The 18160-nt window shown below is 64.5% G+C and carries 16 protein-coding genes; 7 read left to right on the top strand and 9 right to left on the bottom strand.

Annotated features, from left to right (window positions below):
* The first annotated feature begins 604 nt into the window (after positions 1 to 604).
* The 4 genes from EV686_RS02595 to thiD all read left to right on the top strand — a co-directional run bounded on the left by EV686_RS02595 (position 605) and on the right by thiD (position 5301).
* Positions 605 to 2446: a TonB-dependent receptor domain-containing protein gene (locus tag EV686_RS02595; RefSeq protein ID WP_132473135.1), complete on the top strand. Its 1842-nt coding sequence runs from the start codon at positions 605 to 607 to the stop codon at positions 2444 to 2446.
* Between the two features lie 200 nt (positions 2447 to 2646).
* A complete protein-coding gene (locus EV686_RS02590; protein ID WP_132473133.1) occupies positions 2647 to 3504 on the top strand; it encodes an ABC transporter substrate-binding protein in 858 nt (285 codons plus the stop codon).
* 160 nt (positions 3505 to 3664) lie between these two features.
* Positions 3665 to 4468 (top strand): thiazole synthase, encoded by an 804-nt coding sequence (locus EV686_RS02585; RefSeq protein WP_279389447.1) that lies wholly within the window; start codon positions 3665 to 3667, stop codon positions 4466 to 4468.
* Positions 4468 to 5301 carry a bifunctional hydroxymethylpyrimidine kinase/phosphomethylpyrimidine kinase gene (thiD, locus tag EV686_RS02580; RefSeq protein WP_132473129.1) on the top strand — a complete coding sequence of 278 codons (834 nt, stop codon included), beginning with the start codon at positions 4468 to 4470 and terminating at the stop codon, positions 5299 to 5301. Before EV686_RS02585 ends, thiD begins: the two co-directional genes overlap by 1 nt.
* A gap of 86 nt (positions 5302 to 5387) precedes the next feature.
* On the opposite strand, the gene EV686_RS02575 is transcribed toward thiD, so the two are convergent.
* Positions 5388 to 5915 carry a YqaA family protein gene (locus EV686_RS02575; RefSeq protein ID WP_132473127.1) on the bottom strand — a complete coding sequence of 176 codons (528 nt, stop codon included), beginning with the start codon at positions 5913 to 5915 and terminating at the stop codon, positions 5388 to 5390.
* A 147-nt stretch (positions 5916 to 6062) separates the two neighbouring features.
* Here EV686_RS02575 and ilvA point away from each other — a divergent pair, with 147 nt between their 5' ends.
* Positions 6063 to 7571, top strand: a complete 1509-nt coding sequence (gene ilvA / locus EV686_RS02570; protein ID WP_132473125.1) for a threonine ammonia-lyase, biosynthetic — start codon at positions 6063 to 6065, stop codon at positions 7569 to 7571.
* A 28-nt stretch (positions 7572 to 7599) separates the two neighbouring features.
* Here the strand turns inward: ilvA and EV686_RS02565 are convergent, their stop codons facing one another.
* The 8 genes from EV686_RS02565 to EV686_RS02530 all read right to left on the bottom strand — a co-directional run bounded on the left by EV686_RS02565 (position 7600) and on the right by EV686_RS02530 (position 16311).
* Positions 7600 to 8475 carry an amidohydrolase family protein gene (locus EV686_RS02565; RefSeq protein WP_132473123.1) on the bottom strand — a complete coding sequence of 292 codons (876 nt, stop codon included), beginning with the start codon at positions 8473 to 8475 and terminating at the stop codon, positions 7600 to 7602.
* A gap of 16 nt (positions 8476 to 8491) precedes the next feature.
* Positions 8492 to 9049: an adenine phosphoribosyltransferase gene (locus EV686_RS02560; protein WP_132473121.1), complete on the bottom strand. Its 558-nt coding sequence runs from the start codon at positions 9047 to 9049 to the stop codon at positions 8492 to 8494.
* Positions 9050 to 9168: 119 nt separating this feature from the next.
* Positions 9169 to 11007, bottom strand: a complete 1839-nt coding sequence (gene cydC, locus EV686_RS02555) for a thiol reductant ABC exporter subunit CydC (RefSeq protein WP_243650711.1) — start codon at positions 11005 to 11007, stop codon at positions 9169 to 9171.
* Positions 11004 to 12752 (bottom strand): thiol reductant ABC exporter subunit CydD, encoded by a 1749-nt coding sequence (gene cydD / locus EV686_RS02550; protein WP_243650710.1) that lies wholly within the window; start codon positions 12750 to 12752, stop codon positions 11004 to 11006. The genes cydC and cydD overlap by 4 nt, the downstream gene beginning before the upstream one ends.
* Complete coding sequence (gene cydX / locus EV686_RS02545) at positions 12752 to 12874, bottom strand: cytochrome bd-I oxidase subunit CydX (RefSeq protein WP_132473119.1); 123 nt, start codon at positions 12872 to 12874, stop codon at positions 12752 to 12754. The genes cydD and cydX overlap by 1 nt, the downstream gene beginning before the upstream one ends.
* 12 nt (positions 12875 to 12886) lie before the next feature.
* Complete coding sequence (cydB, locus tag EV686_RS02540) at positions 12887 to 14041, bottom strand: cytochrome d ubiquinol oxidase subunit II (protein ID WP_132473117.1); 1155 nt, start codon at positions 14039 to 14041, stop codon at positions 12887 to 12889.
* A 10-nt stretch (positions 14042 to 14051) separates the two neighbouring features.
* Positions 14052 to 15623: a cytochrome ubiquinol oxidase subunit I gene (locus EV686_RS02535; protein ID WP_132473115.1), complete on the bottom strand. Its 1572-nt coding sequence runs from the start codon at positions 15621 to 15623 to the stop codon at positions 14052 to 14054.
* 148 nt (positions 15624 to 15771) lie between these two features.
* Positions 15772 to 16311, bottom strand: coding sequence for a GbsR/MarR family transcriptional regulator (locus EV686_RS02530; protein WP_132473113.1), 540 nt, complete (start codon positions 16309 to 16311; stop codon positions 15772 to 15774).
* A gap of 235 nt (positions 16312 to 16546) precedes the next feature.
* Here EV686_RS02530 and EV686_RS02525 point away from each other — a divergent pair, with 235 nt between their 5' ends.
* Positions 16547 to 17536, top strand: coding sequence for a KpsF/GutQ family sugar-phosphate isomerase (locus EV686_RS02525; RefSeq protein ID WP_132473111.1), 990 nt, complete (start codon positions 16547 to 16549; stop codon positions 17534 to 17536).
* Positions 17537 to 17555: 19 nt separating this feature from the next.
* Positions 17556 to 18158: a KdsC family phosphatase gene (locus tag EV686_RS02520; protein WP_132473109.1), complete on the top strand. Its 603-nt coding sequence runs from the start codon at positions 17556 to 17558 to the stop codon at positions 18156 to 18158.
* Positions 18159 to 18160: the final 2 nt, after the last annotated feature.

Genomic DNA, 18160 nt, shown 5'->3' with positions numbered 1-18160 from the left:
ATCGCCGACACAGCGGCCCCGATCGTCTCTGGCTGAGCCATGCGCAGCCGTATACGAGGCACCATACAAAGGGGGGCGATCTGACCCCGCACAGTTCCCGGCCAAGCCGGGAACTGTGCGTTTCGAGCCCTGGCAGAAACGACCTTTACCCCAGAAGACTCGCCCGAATGTGAGAGTGAGTACGCCCGCGCTGCCATACTTATCTATTCAGCACGACATCAGCACATTAGGTGCGTGAGAAACAAAGACAGTCGTGTGACAGTCATGCTACATTCCCTCGGCGATCCAGGTGCTTTCGGTACCGGCACGCACATGTCGACGGCAAATCCGCCGGTCGGGCCCGTGCCCTTCCACCTTGCCGCGCATGCTGCGCAATCCGCCGGTTCTGCGAGAGTTAAACGGGAAACAGACGATATCCATGGCTGCCCTGCCGCCATGACATCCAAGCTGTGCTGCCCCCGCAACGGTACGCATGCCATGCATGCCAGCCCGACACCGGCCCGGTGACCACCCAGGTTCATTCCGGCTGACGCCATGTCGCTGGCGCGCGGAATGTCGTTTTAAAGCAACGTGCGGGGACGCACGTTCCACTGGTCCTTTCGACATGCACACACCGTTCCGCATCCATCCTGCCGCACTGGCAGTCGCCCTGCTTTTCCCCGTTCTCAACGCCAGCGCTCAGAGCTCCGTCGCCAAACTGGACGATATCGTCGTCACTTCCAGCCGCACGCCGCTGCTGGAAAAGGATGTGATCGGCGATGTCACGGTCATCGGCTCCGAGGACCTTCGCCGCGCGGGCCAGAGCAGCGTCGCCGAGATTCTGTCGCGTCAGCCCGGCATCCAATTCGATTCCAATGGCGGCCCGCAGACGCCGACCGGCGTCGGCATTCGCGGCAATATCAGCAATCACACCCTGGTGCTGGTCGATGGAGTACGCATCAACAGCTCCGCGCAGGCCGGCACTCACTGGAACTCCATCAACCCGGACGCCATCGAGCGCATCGAGATCCTGCGCGGAGCCGCCAGCAGCCTGTATGGTTCCGATGCCATCGGCGGGGTTGTCAACATCATTACCCGAAAGGGAAAGCAGGACCGGCCGCTGGAAGCATGGATCAATATGGGGATCGGATCCTACGACACAGTGCGCGGTTCCCTGGGACTTTCGGGTGCGAGCCAGGGCTGGGACTACAGCCTGACGACGGGCTACGCCACGTCGGACGGGTTCGATGCGACTTATCCCAATGCGCCATTCGGCATTCACGACCCGGATGACGATGGCTATACGCGCAATACCCTGTCGGGCACGCTGGGCTACTCCTGGAAGGAGGGCCAGCATATCGGCATTACCGCCTACAACTCGCTGGTCGACGGCGACTTCGACGCGGGCGCCTTTTTCCCACGCGCCCACGGACTGACGCGTCAGCAGGCCTATACGATCACAAGCACGAACGCCATTACGGAGCAGTGGCAGAGCGTGCTGCGCTTCGGCATTGCCAAGGACGCCTACGAGGACCGCGCTTATGAGTCCGAGTACGGCTCCCTGCAGCGCACTTACTCCTGGCAGAACAACTTCCAGCTGTCCCGGGATCATCATCTGTCCGCCATCCTGGAGCGGATCGAAGAGCGTCCCTGGCAAGGCGGCACCAATCAGGACTTCGAGGTCACGCGGCGCAACACCAATGCCGGCGCGCTGATCTACCGAGGCACGCTGGGCGATATTCACCATATCCAGGCCAGTGTGCGCCATGACCGCTTCTCGGGCTTCGGCAACCGGACGACTGGCAGTCTCGCCTATCAGGTGGACATTGCATCGAACTGGAGCGCCGGAGTGGCGGGCAATACGGGATTCCGCCTGCCGACATTCGTGGATCTGTACAACCCCTGGGCGCCCAACCCGGACCTGCAGCCGGAGAAGTCGCGCAATATAGAGTTGAATATCCGCTACCAGGACGAGAGCAGCAGCCTCGAGCTCATTGCCTACCAGAACAAGGTCCGCGACATGATCGGCCTGGACCCCGCCCGCAACTGGGCTGCCTACAACGTGGACAGTGCCACGGTCCGCGGCATTACGCTGGCGGGCCGGCACGAGTTCGGGAATACGGGCATCCACGCCAGCGCTGACTTCCTCAGCCCCAAGGACGACGACACGGGCAATCTGCTTGCGCATCGCACCCGCACGGTCTACCGCGCAGGCATCGACCACCGCTTCGGCCAATTGTCCGCCGGCGCGGAATACATGTTTGTCGGCAAGCGCTACGACGACAAGGAAAACGAAGTCCGCCTGGGCGGCTATGGCCTGTTCAACCTGACGGCGGCCTACGACTTCTCCGACAAGGTTCGCGTGCAGGCACGCTGGAACAACGTCTTCGGCAAGAAGTACTCCACAGTCTACGGCTACCGTTCTCCCGGCTCCAACGTCTTCATCGACCTGACCTGGAAGCTGTAAGCACAAAAAATGCCCCCACGCTGCGCCTTTGGCTTGCTGCCCCCCCGAGGGGGCGCTTTTGCCTAGGGACGGCCCGGCGGCAAAAATGCCCCCACGCTGCGCAGGCTGACGCCCGCTTGCGTCCGCGGCCCGCATGCCGCCCGGATTCGCCAGGCGGCGCGCCGCCTGGCTGGCCAGCCGCATTTGGGATACGATGCCGCATGCAAGAACCCCGCCTCCCGTATTTTCTGCGCCTTCTGATCCCGGCATGCCTGTCGTGGCTCGCGCTGGTTGGCGCTGCTCGGGCGGCCGTTCCAACAGTCGTCACGCTGGCGCCGCATGCGACGGAACTGATCTTTGCCGCAGGCGCAGGCAAGCAGATCAAGGCGACAGTGCAAAGCAGCGACTATCCGGCCAATGCCAGGAGCATTCCACGCGTCGGCGACGGCGTGCATATCAATGCCGAGACGCTGCTTTCCATACGGCCGGAGATCGTCATTGCATGGCAGGGCACGCAGGCCGTGCAAGCGCTGCGCCCGGCACTGAATGCCGCAGGCATCCAATTGCTGTTTTCCGCGCCCCGCACGCTGAACGACATCCCGCTCGAAATCCTGCGCTTCGGCGAACTGTTCCGCAGTCCCGAGGCCGAACCCAATGCCCGCGCGTTGCAGCGTCGCATCGATGCATTGCGGGAACAATACGCCTCCCGCTCGCTGCTGCGCGTGTATATCGACCTTGGCTCGGATCCTCTCTACACGCTGGGCAATGATCCCCTGTTGAACAATGTGCTGTCCATCTGCCGCGGTGTCAATGTCTACGCCAGCGCCGCCATGGCAGCCCCGCTGGTTTCCCTGGAGCACGTCCTGCTGCAGCAGCCGGACGCCATCATCATTGCGTCCCCATCGCCGGCTCACACCGAGAGCCGGCTGAAGTTCTGGAAGTCCGCGAACCTGCAGGCCGCCCTGCGGGACAAAGCCTATGCCTCCCATCCCGATCAGTTGTTCAGGCCGGGGCCCAGGCTGGTCGATGCGGCGGAAGCACTGTGCCGCGACCTGGACGAGGCGCGCCCGGGCCGCTGAGCATGGCCGGCGGCCGGCGACATGCCCGTTCACGGCCCGACATGACCCCACCCACCGCCGCCCCGGGTTTCAATGGCGCGGCAAAATGCCGTATGCTTTCAGATTCGCCCTTTCCGAAATCCGCGCAGGTCCGCCCTGCCGCACAACTTCACTGCACAACATCATGACCGACGATACCTTCACCCTGGCAGGCCGCGCCTACTCCTCGCGCCTGCTGGTTGGCACAGGCAAATACAAGGACTTCGACGAAACGCGCCAGGCCATCGACGCCAGCGGCGCCGAGATCGTCACGGTCGCCATCCGCCGCACCAACATCGGTCAGGATCCGAATTCTCCCAGCCTGCTGGACGCCGTGCCGCCGGAAAAATTCACCATCCTGCCCAATACCGCGGGATGCTTCACCGCCGAGGACGCCGTGCGCACGCTGCGCCTGGCCCGCGAGCTGCTGGATGGCCACGCGCTGGTGAAGCTGGAGGTGCTGGGCAGCAAGGACAACCTGTTCCCCAACATGCCGGAAACCCTGGCCGCCGCCAGGACGCTGGTCAGCGAAGGCTTCCAGGTCATGGTGTATTGCACCGACGACCCTATCCAGTGCCGCATGCTGGAAGACATCGGCTGCATCGCCATCATGCCGCTGGCCTCGCTCATCGGCTCGGGCATGGGCATCATCAATCCCTGGAATCTGCGCCTGATCATCGACCAGTCCAGCGTTCCCGTGCTGGTCGACGCGGGCGTCGGCACCGCTTCCGATGCCTCCATCGCCATGGAGCTGGGCTGCGACGGCGTGCTGATGAACACGGCCATCGCCGGCGCCAGGAACCCCGTCATGATGGCCTCGGCCATGAAGCATGCGGTCGAGGCTGGCCGCCTGGCCTGGCGCGCCGGACGCATCCCGCGCAAATACTACAGCGCCGATCCCAGCTCGCCCGAAGAAGGGCTGCTCTCACCGGTGGGTAAAAAATAATGACCCGCAAGATCCCTCACGCGCTGACCATCGCGGGCGTCGATCCCTCCGGCGGCGCCGGCGTGCTGGCCGACATCAAGGCAATGAGCGCGCTGGGCGCCTATGGCACGGCCGTCATCGCCGCACTGACGGCGCAGAATACACTGGGCGTCACGGGGATCTCTCCGGTTCCGCCGGAGTTCGTGGCGCAGCAGATCGATACGCTGTTCGCCGACGTGCCCATCGATGCCGTCAAGATCGGCATGCTGGGCCAGAAAGGCGTGACGCGAGTCGTGTCCGAGCGCATGCTGCGCTGGAAACCCAAGCATCTGGTGCTGGACCCGGTCATGATCGCCAAGGGAGGCGCCAGCCTGCTGGAGCGCGAAGCCGTATCCGCCCTGCGCGAAGAGCTGGTGCCGATCGCCTCGATGATCACGCCCAATCTGCCGGAAGCCGGCGTGCTGCTGGACGCCCGGCCCGCCGAGACGCTGAAGGAAATGCGTCAGGCAGCGGAAAAGCTGCGCCGTCTGCTGGGCGACGACGGCGAGCGCTGGGTGTTCCTGAAAAGCGGCCACTTGCCCGGCGACGACACGATCGACCTGCTGCACGACGGCGACCGCATGATCGAGCTTCCCGGACGCCGCATCCACACGCCCAACACGCACGGCACCGGCTGCACGCTATCCGCCGCGCTGGCCGCGCTGCTGCCCGTCTGCGGCAGCGTGCCGGAAGCCGCCGAACGCGCCAAGGCATACCTGGTGGCCGCCATCGCACGTTCAGGCGAGCTGCAGGTAGGCAAGGGCCATGGCCCCGTGCATCATTTCCATCAGTGGTGGATGAGCCCGGACATATAACAGTCCACTACGGACTGTTATATGCCTGGCGAATCCGAGCGGCATGCAGGCCGCGAGGTGGATCGCGAAGCTAGCACGCCGTATTTTCACGCCACGCCGGGAAACGCCCACAACAGCGCTCCCGTCATCAGGAGATAGCGCAGGAACTTGCCGATGGCCATGAAGACAACGCTGGGCCAGAACGACAGCCGCAGCCAGCCGGCCACGGCGCAAAGCGGATCGCCCACCACCGGCAGCCACGAAAACAGCAGCATGACGGGCCCCCGGTCCTGCAGCCAGGGCTGGATCTTGTCGTGCCAGCGTCCGCCGGCCTTGGCCCTGGCGTCGTCGCCGTCCGGGTGCTTTTCCTTCCAGCGCAGATAAGCCTTGTGCGCTCCCGCGCCCATCGCATAGCTGATGGCGCCGCCGATGGTATTGCCCAGCGTGGCGACCAGTATCGCAGGCCAGAACATATGGGGCGCCAGCTTCACATAGCCGAACACGGCGGGCTCCGACCCCATGGGCAGCAAGGTGGCGGAAACCAGGCTGACCAGGAAAATGGCGCTCAGGCCGACTTCCGGCAACGCCAGTTCGGCCAGCAACCAATGCAGAGAGGATTCAAGCCACGCTTCCATGCCTGATACGGGCCCGCACGACGAGCCGGAACAAAGATCGCCAAGTGTATCCGAAACCGGCCCGGCCCCACGAGATTTGCGCGGCCGGAATTGGTGCATATGGTATCCTGCCGATTTGCTTTTGTTACTTTTTCCCGTCAACTCATCATGCCGACCGACTATCTGAAACGCATCCTGACCGCCAGGGTGTATGACGCTGCCATCGAGACTTCACTGCAACATGCTCCGCTGATCTCGGCACGAATTCAGAACAAGGTCATGCTCAAGCGGGAAGACGAACAGCCGGTATTCAGCTTCAAGCTGCGCGGCGCCTATAACCGCATGGCCAATCTGCCGCCGGCCGAACTCAAGCGCGGCGTCATTGCCGCCTCCGCCGGCAACCACGCGCAAGGCGTGGCGTACTCCGCCCGCAAGCTCGGATGCCGCGCCGTCATCGTCATGCCCACCACCACGCCCAGCGTCAAGGTCAATGCCGTGCGCAACCTGGGCGGCGAGGTCGTGCTGGAAGGCGACAGCTTCACCGACGCCTTCGAGTATTCGCAGAAACTGCAGAAAACCGAAAAGCTCACATTCGTGCACCCCTTCGACGATCCCGATGTCATCGCAGGCCAGGGTACGATCGCCATGGAGATCCTGCGCCATCATCCGGATCCCATCGACGCCATCTTCGTGCCGGTGGGCGGCGGCGGGCTGATTGCGGGCATCGCCACCTACGTCAAGCAGCTGCGCCCCGAGATCAAGATCATCGGCGTGGAGACATTCGACGCCGATGCCATGATGCGCAGCGTCAAGGCCGGGCGCCGCATTCCGCTGCACGATGTCGGCCTGTTCGCCGACGGCACCGCCGTCAAGCAGGTCGGTTCGGAGACCTTCCGCCTCGTGCGTGAATATGTGGACGATTTCGTGCTGGTCGACACAGACGCCATCTGCGCCAGCATCCGCGACATTTTCCAGGACACGCGCAGCGTGGTCGAGCCTTCCGGCGCCCTGGGCCTGGCCGGCGCCAAGCGCTACGCCGCCATGAACAAGTGGAAGGACAAGACACTGGTCACCATCACCAGCGGCGCGAACATGAATTTCGACCGCCTGCGCTTCGTCGCCGAACGCGCCGATGTAGGCGAAGCCCGCGAGGCCCTGTTCGCCCTGACGCTGCCGGAAAAGCGCGGCAGCTTCCTGCAGCTGTGCCAGGCCGTGGGCGATCGCCAGGTCACGGAATTCAACTACCGCATTTCGGATGCCGAGCAGGCGCATGTGTTCGTTGGCCTGCAGATCAATTCGCCTGCGGAACCCGAAAAGCTGGCCAACAACTTCCGCAAGAAGGGCTTCCCCACGCTGGACCTGACCGACAACGAAATGGCCAAGACGCACCTGCGCTACATGGTCGGCGGGCGCTCTCCCCTGGCGAAGGACGAACTTCTGTATCGCTTCGAATTCCCGGAGCGTCCCGGCGCGTTGATGCGCTTCCTGGGCGCGCTGCACTCCGACTGGAACATCAGCATGTTCCACTACCGCAACCAGGGCGACGACTACGGCCGCATCCTGGTCGGCCTGCAGGTACCGCACGGCGCCAAAAAAGACCTGAAAACCGTGCTGGATTCACTGGGCTATCCCTACTGGAACGAAACCAGCAACCCGGCCTATTCGCTGTTTCTTTGATTGCCTTTCCCGCGCCGGCGACGGCTCTTCAGGCAGCGGCGCTGTCGGCCCAGTAGAGGCGCCGGGGGTTGTCTGCCAGCACATTGACCCATTGTTCGGGGGAAAGCCAATCGGCCAAGGCATCGAGAATATCGGTATCGTCCGCCATAGGGGCCGCAATCGACGGATGAGGCCAATCCGATCCCCACACCAGTTGCGACCCATTGGCCTTCAGCAGCGCCTCTGCCAAGGGCGCAACATCGGTGTAGCGGCTTCTCTGTTCCGACACTCGATAGGCGCCGGACATCTTTACCCAGGCGCGGCCTTCGCGCACCAGGGACAAAAGATTCTGGAAACCCTTGCTTTGCAGGGCGCCGCCCGCCGGCAAGTGGCCGAAATGATCCACGACAACGGGCAGGCCGAAATCCGCAATTTTGCTGACGATATCCGGATCCGCACCCACGTCGACCAGCAGTTGCAGGTGCCAGCCGAGATCCCTGACCCTATCCGCGATCGCGCCCATCTGCGACAGGCTCGCGCCTCCGGAAAACAAGGCATTGCAACGTGCGCCTCTGGCTCCCAGGTCGTGCCAGCGCGCGATGTCTTCCTGTGGCGTATCTTCATAAACCACGGCCACGCCGCGCATCCAGCCTGCGCAGGCCCTCAGGGTATCTTCGAATGTACTGTGATCCCTGCCGTAGACGCTGGGATGCACCAAGATGGCGCGCTCCACCCCGAGCACATTCAGCATCTTGCGATACTCGGCCAAAGGCGCGGGCGTAGGCGTATAACCACGCACGGTGCCCAGGGGATAGCGCCTCACATCTTCGAATACATGGAAATGGCAATCGCAGGCGCCGGAAGGCAGTGGCCTGCGAGGCACACGTGTCGCGGGCAAAAAAGGCAGATAGGTATCGGTGGACATTTGATTCGGGCCCGGATTAAGCGGGGTCAGGCAGGTTGGTAAACTGGCAGACGGTGTAGACCGGCAGGCCCGAATCGCGAATGGCCTGGGCTCCGCCCAGGTCAGGGAGATCGATGATGGCGGCGGCTTCGATGACATTGGCTCCGAGGCGCTGCAGCAGCTTGGATGCGGCCATCATGGTGCCGCCCGTGGCGATCAGGTCGTCGATGAGCAGCACGCGCTGGCCCGGACGCACAGAGTCGGCATGCATCTCGACGGAAGAATTACCGTATTCCAGCGAATACTCCTCCGCCACCGTGCGAAAGGGCAGCTTGCCTTTCTTGCGCACCGGCACGAAGCCCAGGTTCAGCTCATAGGCCAGCACGGAGCCCAGGATGAAGCCGCGCGCGTCCACGCCCGCCACCAGATCGAGCTTCTGCTGCATGTAGCGATAGACGAACAGATCGACCAGCACCCGGAAAGAGCGCGGATCCTGCAGCACGGGAGTGATATCGCGAAAAGTGACGCCGGGCTTGGGCCAGTCCGGCACACTGCGAATGGCGGATCGGACATACTGGGCGGGATCAGTGTGCATGGCTCAACCGGAAGGCGGAAAAGGGAAAACGGGAGGCCTCGCCTTCCCGCATACCGCGTCAGTGTACTGGAAAACCGCGGAGGTTTGGCATCCGGCCCCCACGAGGGGAAGGCCGGCCTTCAGGCATCGCCCAGACGCCCATCGAGGCCGATCCGGACCGTCCGGGAAACCACGCCTTCGGGCACGTCCGCATGCGTGGCGAGGATCACGGTGCGCTTTCCCGCCACCCGGGCAAGGTCGCGGAAAAACGCCAGTTGCGCTTCGCGGTCCAGGCCCGCGGTCGGCTCGTCCAGCAGCCATACCTGCGCATCCGTCAGCAGCAGGCGCGCCAGGCACAGGCGCCTGGCCTGGCCCACGGAAAGCGTGCGCCCCGCTTCTCCCACCCAGGCGTCCAGGCCATCGTCCAGAGATTGAACGAATGCATCCAGGCCCGCCTGCTCCAGCGCATCCCACAACTGCGCATCGCTGGCATGAGGTCCTCCTATCTTCAGATTCTGCCGGATGGTGCCGAGAAAAACCGGAGAATCCTGCGACAGCAGGGCAAAGCGCTGATACAGCACAGCCGGGTCGACCTCCGCCAGATCGATGCCGCCATAGCGGACATTTCCGGCCTGCGGAGCGACGATGCGCATGATGACCGCCAGGAGGCTGGACTTCCCGGAGCCGCTGTCGCCGACCAGCGCAATGCGCTCGCCCTGGCCGACATGCAGCGACACATCCCGCAGCACCGGCGGAGACTCCCGTGCCTCCGCCTCATCCTCCGCTGCCACAGCGGCGGGCCAGGGGTCATCGCCGCCAGAGATCTCCAACGCCGGCCGGTCATACCTCAGGCAGACGCCGGACAGCGCCAGTTCCCCTTGCATGGGCAGCGCGCGCGGCTGTGGCGCTTGCTCCGCATCGGGCGCCTGCCGAAGCACCGCACCCACCCGGCTCGCCGCGGCCGCGCCGGCGCCAAGGCGCGAAACACCACGCACCAGCATGGCGCCGGCCTCAAACAGTCCCAGCGCCCCCAGGATCAGCGCCACCCAGAGCGGCGCGGAAATGCTTTCGCGCAGATAAACCTCCATGCCGCCCCATAGCAAAGCGCCCAGCAGCAAGGCGGCGCTGCATTGCTGCAACAAGGCGCCAAAGCTTCCGTGCGCGGCCAGGCGGTCCCGCGAGGACTCGAGCACATCTCCCGCCTTGCGGAAGTGGTTGCGCGCCGCCGGCTGCATCGCGAACACCACCACATCCGCGTGCCTGGACACGATATCGTGCAATTGCGACCTGGTCAGGGAGGACTGCCGCCGCAAACGCTCTCCATCCTCCAGCGAACGCCGCACCACCCAGGCGGGCAGAACAGCCGTCATCAGAATCAGGACGCACAATAGCCACCAAGCGTAGGCCGTGGGCAACAGCCAGACGGCCCATAGACCGAAGGCCAAGCCCGCTAGCAGGACGCTGATCCAGGGCAGCAGAAAAGACAGGAATACCGCATCCAGCGCATCGATATCTCCCACCAGCCGCGCCACGAGGTCACCGTCGCGATAGCGCGCCAGTTGCGCCGGCTGCAGGCGGGCCAGACTGGCAAATAGCGCCACCCTGACGTCCGCCAGAAAAGCCAGCGTGGCCGCATGCCCCGTAAGACGCTCCAGATAGCGTGCGCCGATGCGCAGGAACGCCAGCGCCCGCACAAGCGCGGACGGCACGAAAAGATTGAACGCGCTGGCCGCCGTGGCAAGAAAAGCGCCTGTCAGAAACCAGCCGGCGACCGACAGCAGCGCAACTCCGGCAATCACGGTAATGCATGACAGGCCGGCGGCCAGCAAGAGCGACGGCCAGCGCCCCGCCATGAAAGGCCGCAGCAGCGCCATGACACCGCGCCGCCCTTCATCTTCGGGCAAACGCGGCCCCGCCCCCGTCCGTCCGGGAGGAAGGGGACTGCTCCCTGATCCGCGACCATCGGGCAGCCTGCTCATGCCATCCGCTCCGATGCATCCGGCAGCACCACAGTTTGCCCGCACCAGGCGGCCACGTCCACATCATGCGTCACGACGACCAGCGTGCGTCCCTGAGCAAACCGCACGACCGCCTGCATGACCCTATCCCTGGTCCCGGCGTCCAGGTGCGCAGTCGGCTCATCCAGCAAGATCAGGCCGGGATCGGAAAGAAACAGGCGCGACAAGGCCAGCCTGTGCAATTGCCCGCCGGAAAAACCATGCCCGCCCGCCGCCATCTCCGTGTCCAGCCCCTGCGGCATCGCGCCGACGAAGCCATCCGCCTGCGCCTGCCGCAAGGCCTCCCATAATTGCGCTTCGGCAGCGTCCGCCCTGCCCATGCGCAGGTTCTCGGCAATTGTTCCGGCAAAGAAGAAAGGCTTCTGGCCGATCAGTACGACCCCGTGGCGCACGCCCAGCGGATTGTCCGGCGACACCTCGACCCCGTCGACCAGCGCCTTGCCTCGCGTCAGCCGCCGCAAGCCCAGCGCAGCCTCGACCAGCGTCGTCTTGCCCGCGCCGCTGCGGCCCATGAGCGCCACATGCCGTCCCGCGGGAATGTCCAGGCAAAAGCCGTCGATGACCGGCCGGGAGCGCTGCGCGACCTGGATCGTCGCGTCCCGCCAGGCCAGCGACTGGGCGCGGGACGTCTCCTGCGCCTGCGCCGCCCCGCCGTCCTGCGGCGTATCGGCATCGGCGGCCGCGGGCAATTCTCCGAACAGGGACTCCAGTTCCGCGACAGCGGCGCGCGCATTGGCGCGGTCATGATAATTGGCGGCCATCTGTCGCAAAGGCAGATAAACCTCGGGCGCCATGAAGAGGCAGAACATGCCCGCCGTCAGACTGAGGCTGGCCGCCGCCTCGCCCAGGAATCCCAGATAGCCCAGCCCGATATAGACGGCCACGCCCGCCACGCCCAGAGCGGCGAAAAACTCCAGCACGGCGGAAGACAGGAAGGCGATACGCAGTACGGCCATTGTCTTGTAGCGCAGATCCCGGCTGGCGGTCCGGACTGTGCGGACCTCCGCCTCGGCGCGGCCGAACAGGCGCAAGGTGAAGATACCGCGCAGCCTGTCGGCGAACAGGCCGGACAGGCGCGCCATGGCGCGCTGGTGCTGGCGGCTGGCGGCTTCCGCCCCCCACCCCACCAGCACCATGAACAGGGGGACCAGGGGCGCGGTCAACAGCAGCAACAGCCCGGCGATCCATTCGACCGGCAGCACCGCCAAGCCGAACGCCGGCGGCAGCACGATCGCGGCCACTATCGAAGGGATATAGCGGGAAAAGAAGCCTTCCAGGCCGTCGACCATGTCCAGCAGGGCGGACGACAACTGCCCCGATGCCTGAGCGCGCGTCCATTGCGGCCCGCGCTCCATGAGCTGGTCGAACAGCGCCAGGCGCAGCCTTTGCTTGATCCGCGCCGCCGCCAGGCTGGCCGCGCGATCGCCCGCCCACGCCAGCGCGGCGCGCACCAGCAGCAATGCAACGACGGCCAGTATCCAGGGCTGCGCCTGCTCCGCCGTCATGTCGCCGGCAATGACGCCGCCCAGCAAATGCGCCAGGCACCAGGCCTGCGCCAGCAGCAGCGCGCCGCCGACCAGGGGCAGCGCTACCGCCAGCCCAAGGCTGAACCTGGCCTGGCAGCGCCAGTCCGCCAGCCAGCGCATGCGCCGCCTGGCTTCGATGCGCTCCTGCGGCGAATCGTCCGTAACGGCCGGATCAGACATCAGCCGCCAGCGTCGCCTGCGCCGCGGGCTTCCGCGTCGTCACGCAATTCGAACCACATGGCGTTCAGGATGGAGAACGCGCATGCCAGGCCCAGGCCAAGTATCCAGGAAAAGTACCACATCAGAGACTCCTCTCAATAGGCATTCGGCGTCTCCCGCACGGAGCGCTCGGTCACCCTGCCGCTCATGACGCGATAGACCCAGGCGGTATACATCATGACGACGGGCATGAAGATGAGCACCGCGATCAGCATGACCCACAGGGACATGTGGCTGGCGGATGCGTCCCATATCGTCAGGCTGGCGCCAGGCATCAGCGACGAAGGCAGCAGGAACGGGAACAGGGCGAAGCCGAAGGTCAGCACCACGCCCGCCACGCTGCAGACGGAAGCCAGGAACGCCAGCCGCATCCACGGCCCGAACCCAAGCGCGAGCACCAGCAAGGCGCCGCCCAGCCCAAGGGCGGGAGCCAGCCACATGGCCGGCCACTGATTGAAGTTCCACGCCCATGCGCCCGCCTCGACCGCCACTTCCTTGCCCAGGGGGTTGGAGGCGGCGGAGCGCGCCGCCTCCCCGACGATGGCATAGCCGTCCAGGCCATGGAATACCCAGACGCCCGCGGCCGCAAACAATAAGATCACTGCGATCGCGCACAGCTGCGCCAGAGATTTCGCCCGGGCGGAGACCGCGCCTTCCGTCTTCATGCGCAGGAACACGCAGCCATGCATGACCAGCAGGATGACGGACAGTACCCCGCACAGCAACGGAAACGGCGTGAACAGCCCGAAGAAGCCGCCCTCGTACACCGGACGCAGCGTATCGGCATCGAAGCGGAACGGAACTCCCTGGATGACATTGCCGACCGCTACGCCAAACACCAGCGCAGCCACAATGCCGGATCCGGCCAGGACCGCGTCCCAGGAGGCGCGCCAGCCCGGATCCTCGATCTTGCTGCGGTACTTGAAGCCGACGGGGCGCAGGATCAGGGCGACCAGCAACAGCATCATGGCCAGGTAGAAGCCGGAAAACGCCATGGCGTACAACAGCGGCCATGCGGCGAAGATCGCACCGCCCCCGGTGATCAGCCAGACCTGGTTGCCTTCCCATACGGGCGCCATCACGTTGATCACAACGCGCCGCTCCGCGTCCGTGCGCGCCACCAGGTGCAATGCACTGGCAATGCCCAGGTCGAATCCGTCCATGACGGCGAACCCGACCAGCAGAAAGCCCAGCAGCGCCCACCAGACCACGCGCAGGGTGGAATAGTCGAGAAGAATGTAGGATTCCATGATTTCCCCCTTATGCGGCAGCGGTATCCAGGGCTTGCACCCTTGCTTCGGGCGACGGGCGCGGCGCCGGATCCGGCCCCTTGCGGATGGCCTTGAGCATGACCTTCACCCCCACCACCGCCAGCACGCTGTAAAGCACAAGGAAAATGCCCAGGCTGATCACCAGATCGGTGATGCTCAGGCCCGATGCGGCATAGTAGGTAGGCAGCACACCTTCGATCACCCAGGGCTGACGGCCATATTCCGCCACGAACCAGCCGCTTTCGATGGCGATCCACGGCAACGGCAGCGTGAACACGGCCAGCTTGAGAAAGCGCGGCGAACTTTCCAGCTTGCCGCGAGTCACCAGCCAGAATGCCACGGCGAAGAACAGGATGAAATAGAAGCCCAGCGCGACCATCAGGCGGAACGCCACGAACAGCGGCGCGACGCCGGGCACGGTATCCTTGGCGGCCTGTGCAATCTGCTCGGGCGTCGCCTGCACGGGGTCGCTGACGTATTGCTTGAGAAGCAACGCATAGCCCATGTCGCGCCAATGCGCATCGAATACGCTGCGGGCCTGCGCGTCATCCGGATCGGCACGGACTTTCTTCATGGCCTCGTAGGCGATGACGCCGTTGCGGATGCGCCCTTCGGCGCTGGCGATCAGGTCCTTGATGCCCTCCATCGGCGTGGACAGCGAGCGGGTGCCGATAATGCCCATGACATAGGGAATATGGATGCTGAAACTGTTCTTCTGCGCCTCCTGATCCGGCCAGGCCAGCAGATTGAAGCCGGCGGGCGCGGGCTCGGTTTCCCACATGGCTTCCATTGCGGCGATCTTCATCTTCTGGTGCTCGGTCGTCAGGTAGCCGCTTTCATCGCCCAGCACCACAGCGGACAGCGCGCCAGCCAGCCCGAAGCTGGCGGCCACCGCCATGGAGCGCTTGGCAAGATCGAGATGCCTGCCGCGCAGCAGATACCATGCGCTGATCCCCATGACGAACGCCGCTCCCATGACATAGCCGGCGCTGACCGTATGCACGAACTTGGCCTGCGCCACGGGGTTGAAGATGACCTCGAAGAAATCCGTCATTTCCATGCGCATGGTATGCGGATTGAAGACGGCGCCGACCGGATTCTGCATCCAGCCGTTGGCGATCAGGATCCACAGCGCGGAGAAGTTGGTACCCAGCGCCACCAGCCAGGTGACGACCAGGTGCCCCACCTTGGACAGGCGGTCCCAGCCGAAGAAGAACAGGCCGACGAAGGTCGCCTCCAGGAAGAACGCCATCAGGCCTTCCAGCGCCAGCGGCGCGCCGAAGATATCCCCTACGTAATGGCTGTAATAAGCCCAGTTCATGCCGAACTGGAATTCCATGACGATCCCCGTCGCCACGCCCAGGGCGAAATTGATGCCGAACAGCACGCCCCAGAACTTGGTCATGCGCCGCCATATCTCGCGCCCGGTCATCACGTACACGCTTTCCATGATGGCCAGCAGGAACGACAGTCCCAGCGTGATCGGCACGAACAGGAAATGAAACATCACGGTGGCTGCGAATTGCAGGCGCGACAGGTCGACGACATTCAAGTCAAACATGGCATGACTCACTCAAATCAAAAAAACTCAAAAAAATGCCCCCACGCTGCGCAGGCTCACGTCCGCTTCGCGGTCCACCTCGCGGCCTGCATGCCGCTCGGATTCGCCAGGCACAGCACAGTCCGCAGGGACTGTCCTGTGTCCGGGCTCATCCCCGCAGCTTGTGTGCGAGACCGAGCAATTTTTGAACCTTTCCGCCCAGGCGCATCAGACCCTGCAGCGTTTCGGGAGGCAGCTTGCGCACTTCGTCGAACCACACCGTCGCCATCTCGACGAGTTCGAGCATTTCCCGGATGCGCTGCTGGCCGTAGACCTCGTCTTCCGTCGCGGGTTCTTCCAGCAGCGTGTTGCGCAGCAGCGTCATCGTCGGATCGATTTCGCGCTTGCGCTTTTCCTCGACCAGCACGCGGAAGATATCCCAGACATCGTCGAGCGACTGGAAGTATTCGCGCCGGTCGCCCACCTTGTGCACCATATTGACCAGCCGCCAGGACTGCAGCTCCTTGATGCCCATGCTGACATTGGAGCGGGAAAATCCCAGCGTCTGCGAAATTTCGTCCGCATTCAGCGCCTTGGGCGAAAGAAACAACAGCGCATAGATCTGTCCGACCGTCCGGTTGACCCCCCAGCGCCCTCCCATTTCCCCGAAATGAAGGACGAATTTCTCTGCCTGCTGCCCAAGTTCCATGATTTCCGTAATTTCAGAAATTACTGTAATTGCGATAAATCAAGAATATACGTCAAAATCCATTGACAGGAAAGATTTTTCTTGAAAAGAAACACTCAATACAAACTGAATCCGGGATACGCGGCCGGTCGGCGCCGCGCATGGTCCCGTCGAAAACGCGCCTCCCCGGCCATGGCGTTCCGGGCCGATCGATCCGCCGCCCACGCTTGCCGCGCATAATGATTAAAATCAGTCCATGAACGATCAGCCACGACTGCCGTACGCCGAGGCCCTGGCCTCTGCGCGACGCACATTCACGACGGAAATCGCCGCCTTGCAGGCGCTGCAGGAACGCCTCGGCGAGCCTTTCGCCCTGGCGGTCGATCGCTTGCTGGCCTGCAAGGGCAGGGTCATCGTGTCCGGCCTCGGCAAGTCCGGACATATCGCGCGCAAAATAGCGGCTACCCTGTCCTCCACGGGAACACCGGCCTTCTTCATGCACGGGGCGGAGGCCATCCACGGCGACCTGGGCATGATCACGCCGCAGGACATCGTCATCGCCATCTCGTACTCCGGCTCGGCGCCCGAGTTGCTGACCGTGCTCGGCGTGGTCAAGCGGATGGGAGCAAGCCTCATCGCCATGACAGGCAATCCCGAGTCCGACCTGGCGCGCAACGCCGACCTGCATCTGGATTGCGCCGTCGAACGAGAAGCCTGCCCGCTGAACCTGGCGCCCACGGCCAGCACGACGGCCACGCTGGTGCTGGGCGACGCCCTGGCCGTGGCCTGCCTGGAAGCCCGCCGCTTCAATTCCGACGATTTCGCGCGCTCGCACCCCGGCGGCGCGCTTGGCAGGCGCCTGCTGACGCTGGTGCGCGACGTTATGCGCCAGGGCGACGCCCTGCCGCTCGTGCACGCGGACATGCCGATTCCGGAAGCCCTGGCGCAGATGTCGTCCAAGGGCATGGGCATGACAATCGTCGTCACGCCGGACAAGCGCCCGGTCGGCATCTTCACGGACGGCGACCTGCGCCGGCTGATCCTGCGCGAGGGCGACATCCGCTTCCTGGACGTCGCCACCGGCATGACGCCCAATCCGCGCACGATCGCTGCCGACGCGCTGGCCGTCGAGGCCGCAGCCCTGATGGACACCCATAAACTGAACCAGCTCCTGGTCGTCGACGAGTCGGGCCTGCTGACAGGCGCCCTGCACATGCACGACCTGCTGGCCGCGAAAGTCATATAGACAGAGACATATACAACGCATGAACGCCGCCAATCTGATTCCCCACCCCGCCGAAGCCCTGATTCTCGCCCGGACCAACCCGGCCGCGATCGAACGCGCTCGGCGCGTCCGCCTGATGGCCTTCGACGTCGACGGCGTGCTGACCGACGGCCGCCTCTGGTATTCCGAGCAGGGCGAGGCCGTGAAGTCGTTCCATGTGCTCGACGGACACGGCCTGCGGCTGCTGCGTGAAAACGGCATCGCCGTGGCCCTGGTCACCGGCCGCCAGGGAGTCATCGTTCCCCGCCGCGCCGCGGAACTGGGCATTTCCCTGGTCTACCAGAACGCCCGCGACAAGGCGGCCGTGCTCTCCGAACTGGCCCAGGCGGAAAACCTGGAGCTCGACCAGATCGGCTTCATGGGCGACGACATCATCGACATGCAGGCCATGCAGCGCGTCGGCTTTGCCGCGAGCGTGCCCGGGGCCCCCAGCTATGTCGCGCATATCGCCCATTGGGTCTCCACGGCGCCCGGCGGCGGCGGTGCCGCGCGCGAGTGCTGCGACCTGCTGCTGGCCGCCCAGGGCAAGCTCGGCGCCTGCCTGAACGCTGGCGTCAGCCGGCTGACCGGGGCGATCCAGTAAAG

It is taken from the genome of Paracandidimonas soli, from assembly GCF_004342005.1.
Taxonomy (GTDB): domain Bacteria; phylum Pseudomonadota; class Gammaproteobacteria; order Burkholderiales; family Burkholderiaceae_B; genus Paracandidimonas; species Paracandidimonas soli.
This window is presented reverse-complemented; position numbering and strand designations above follow the sequence as displayed.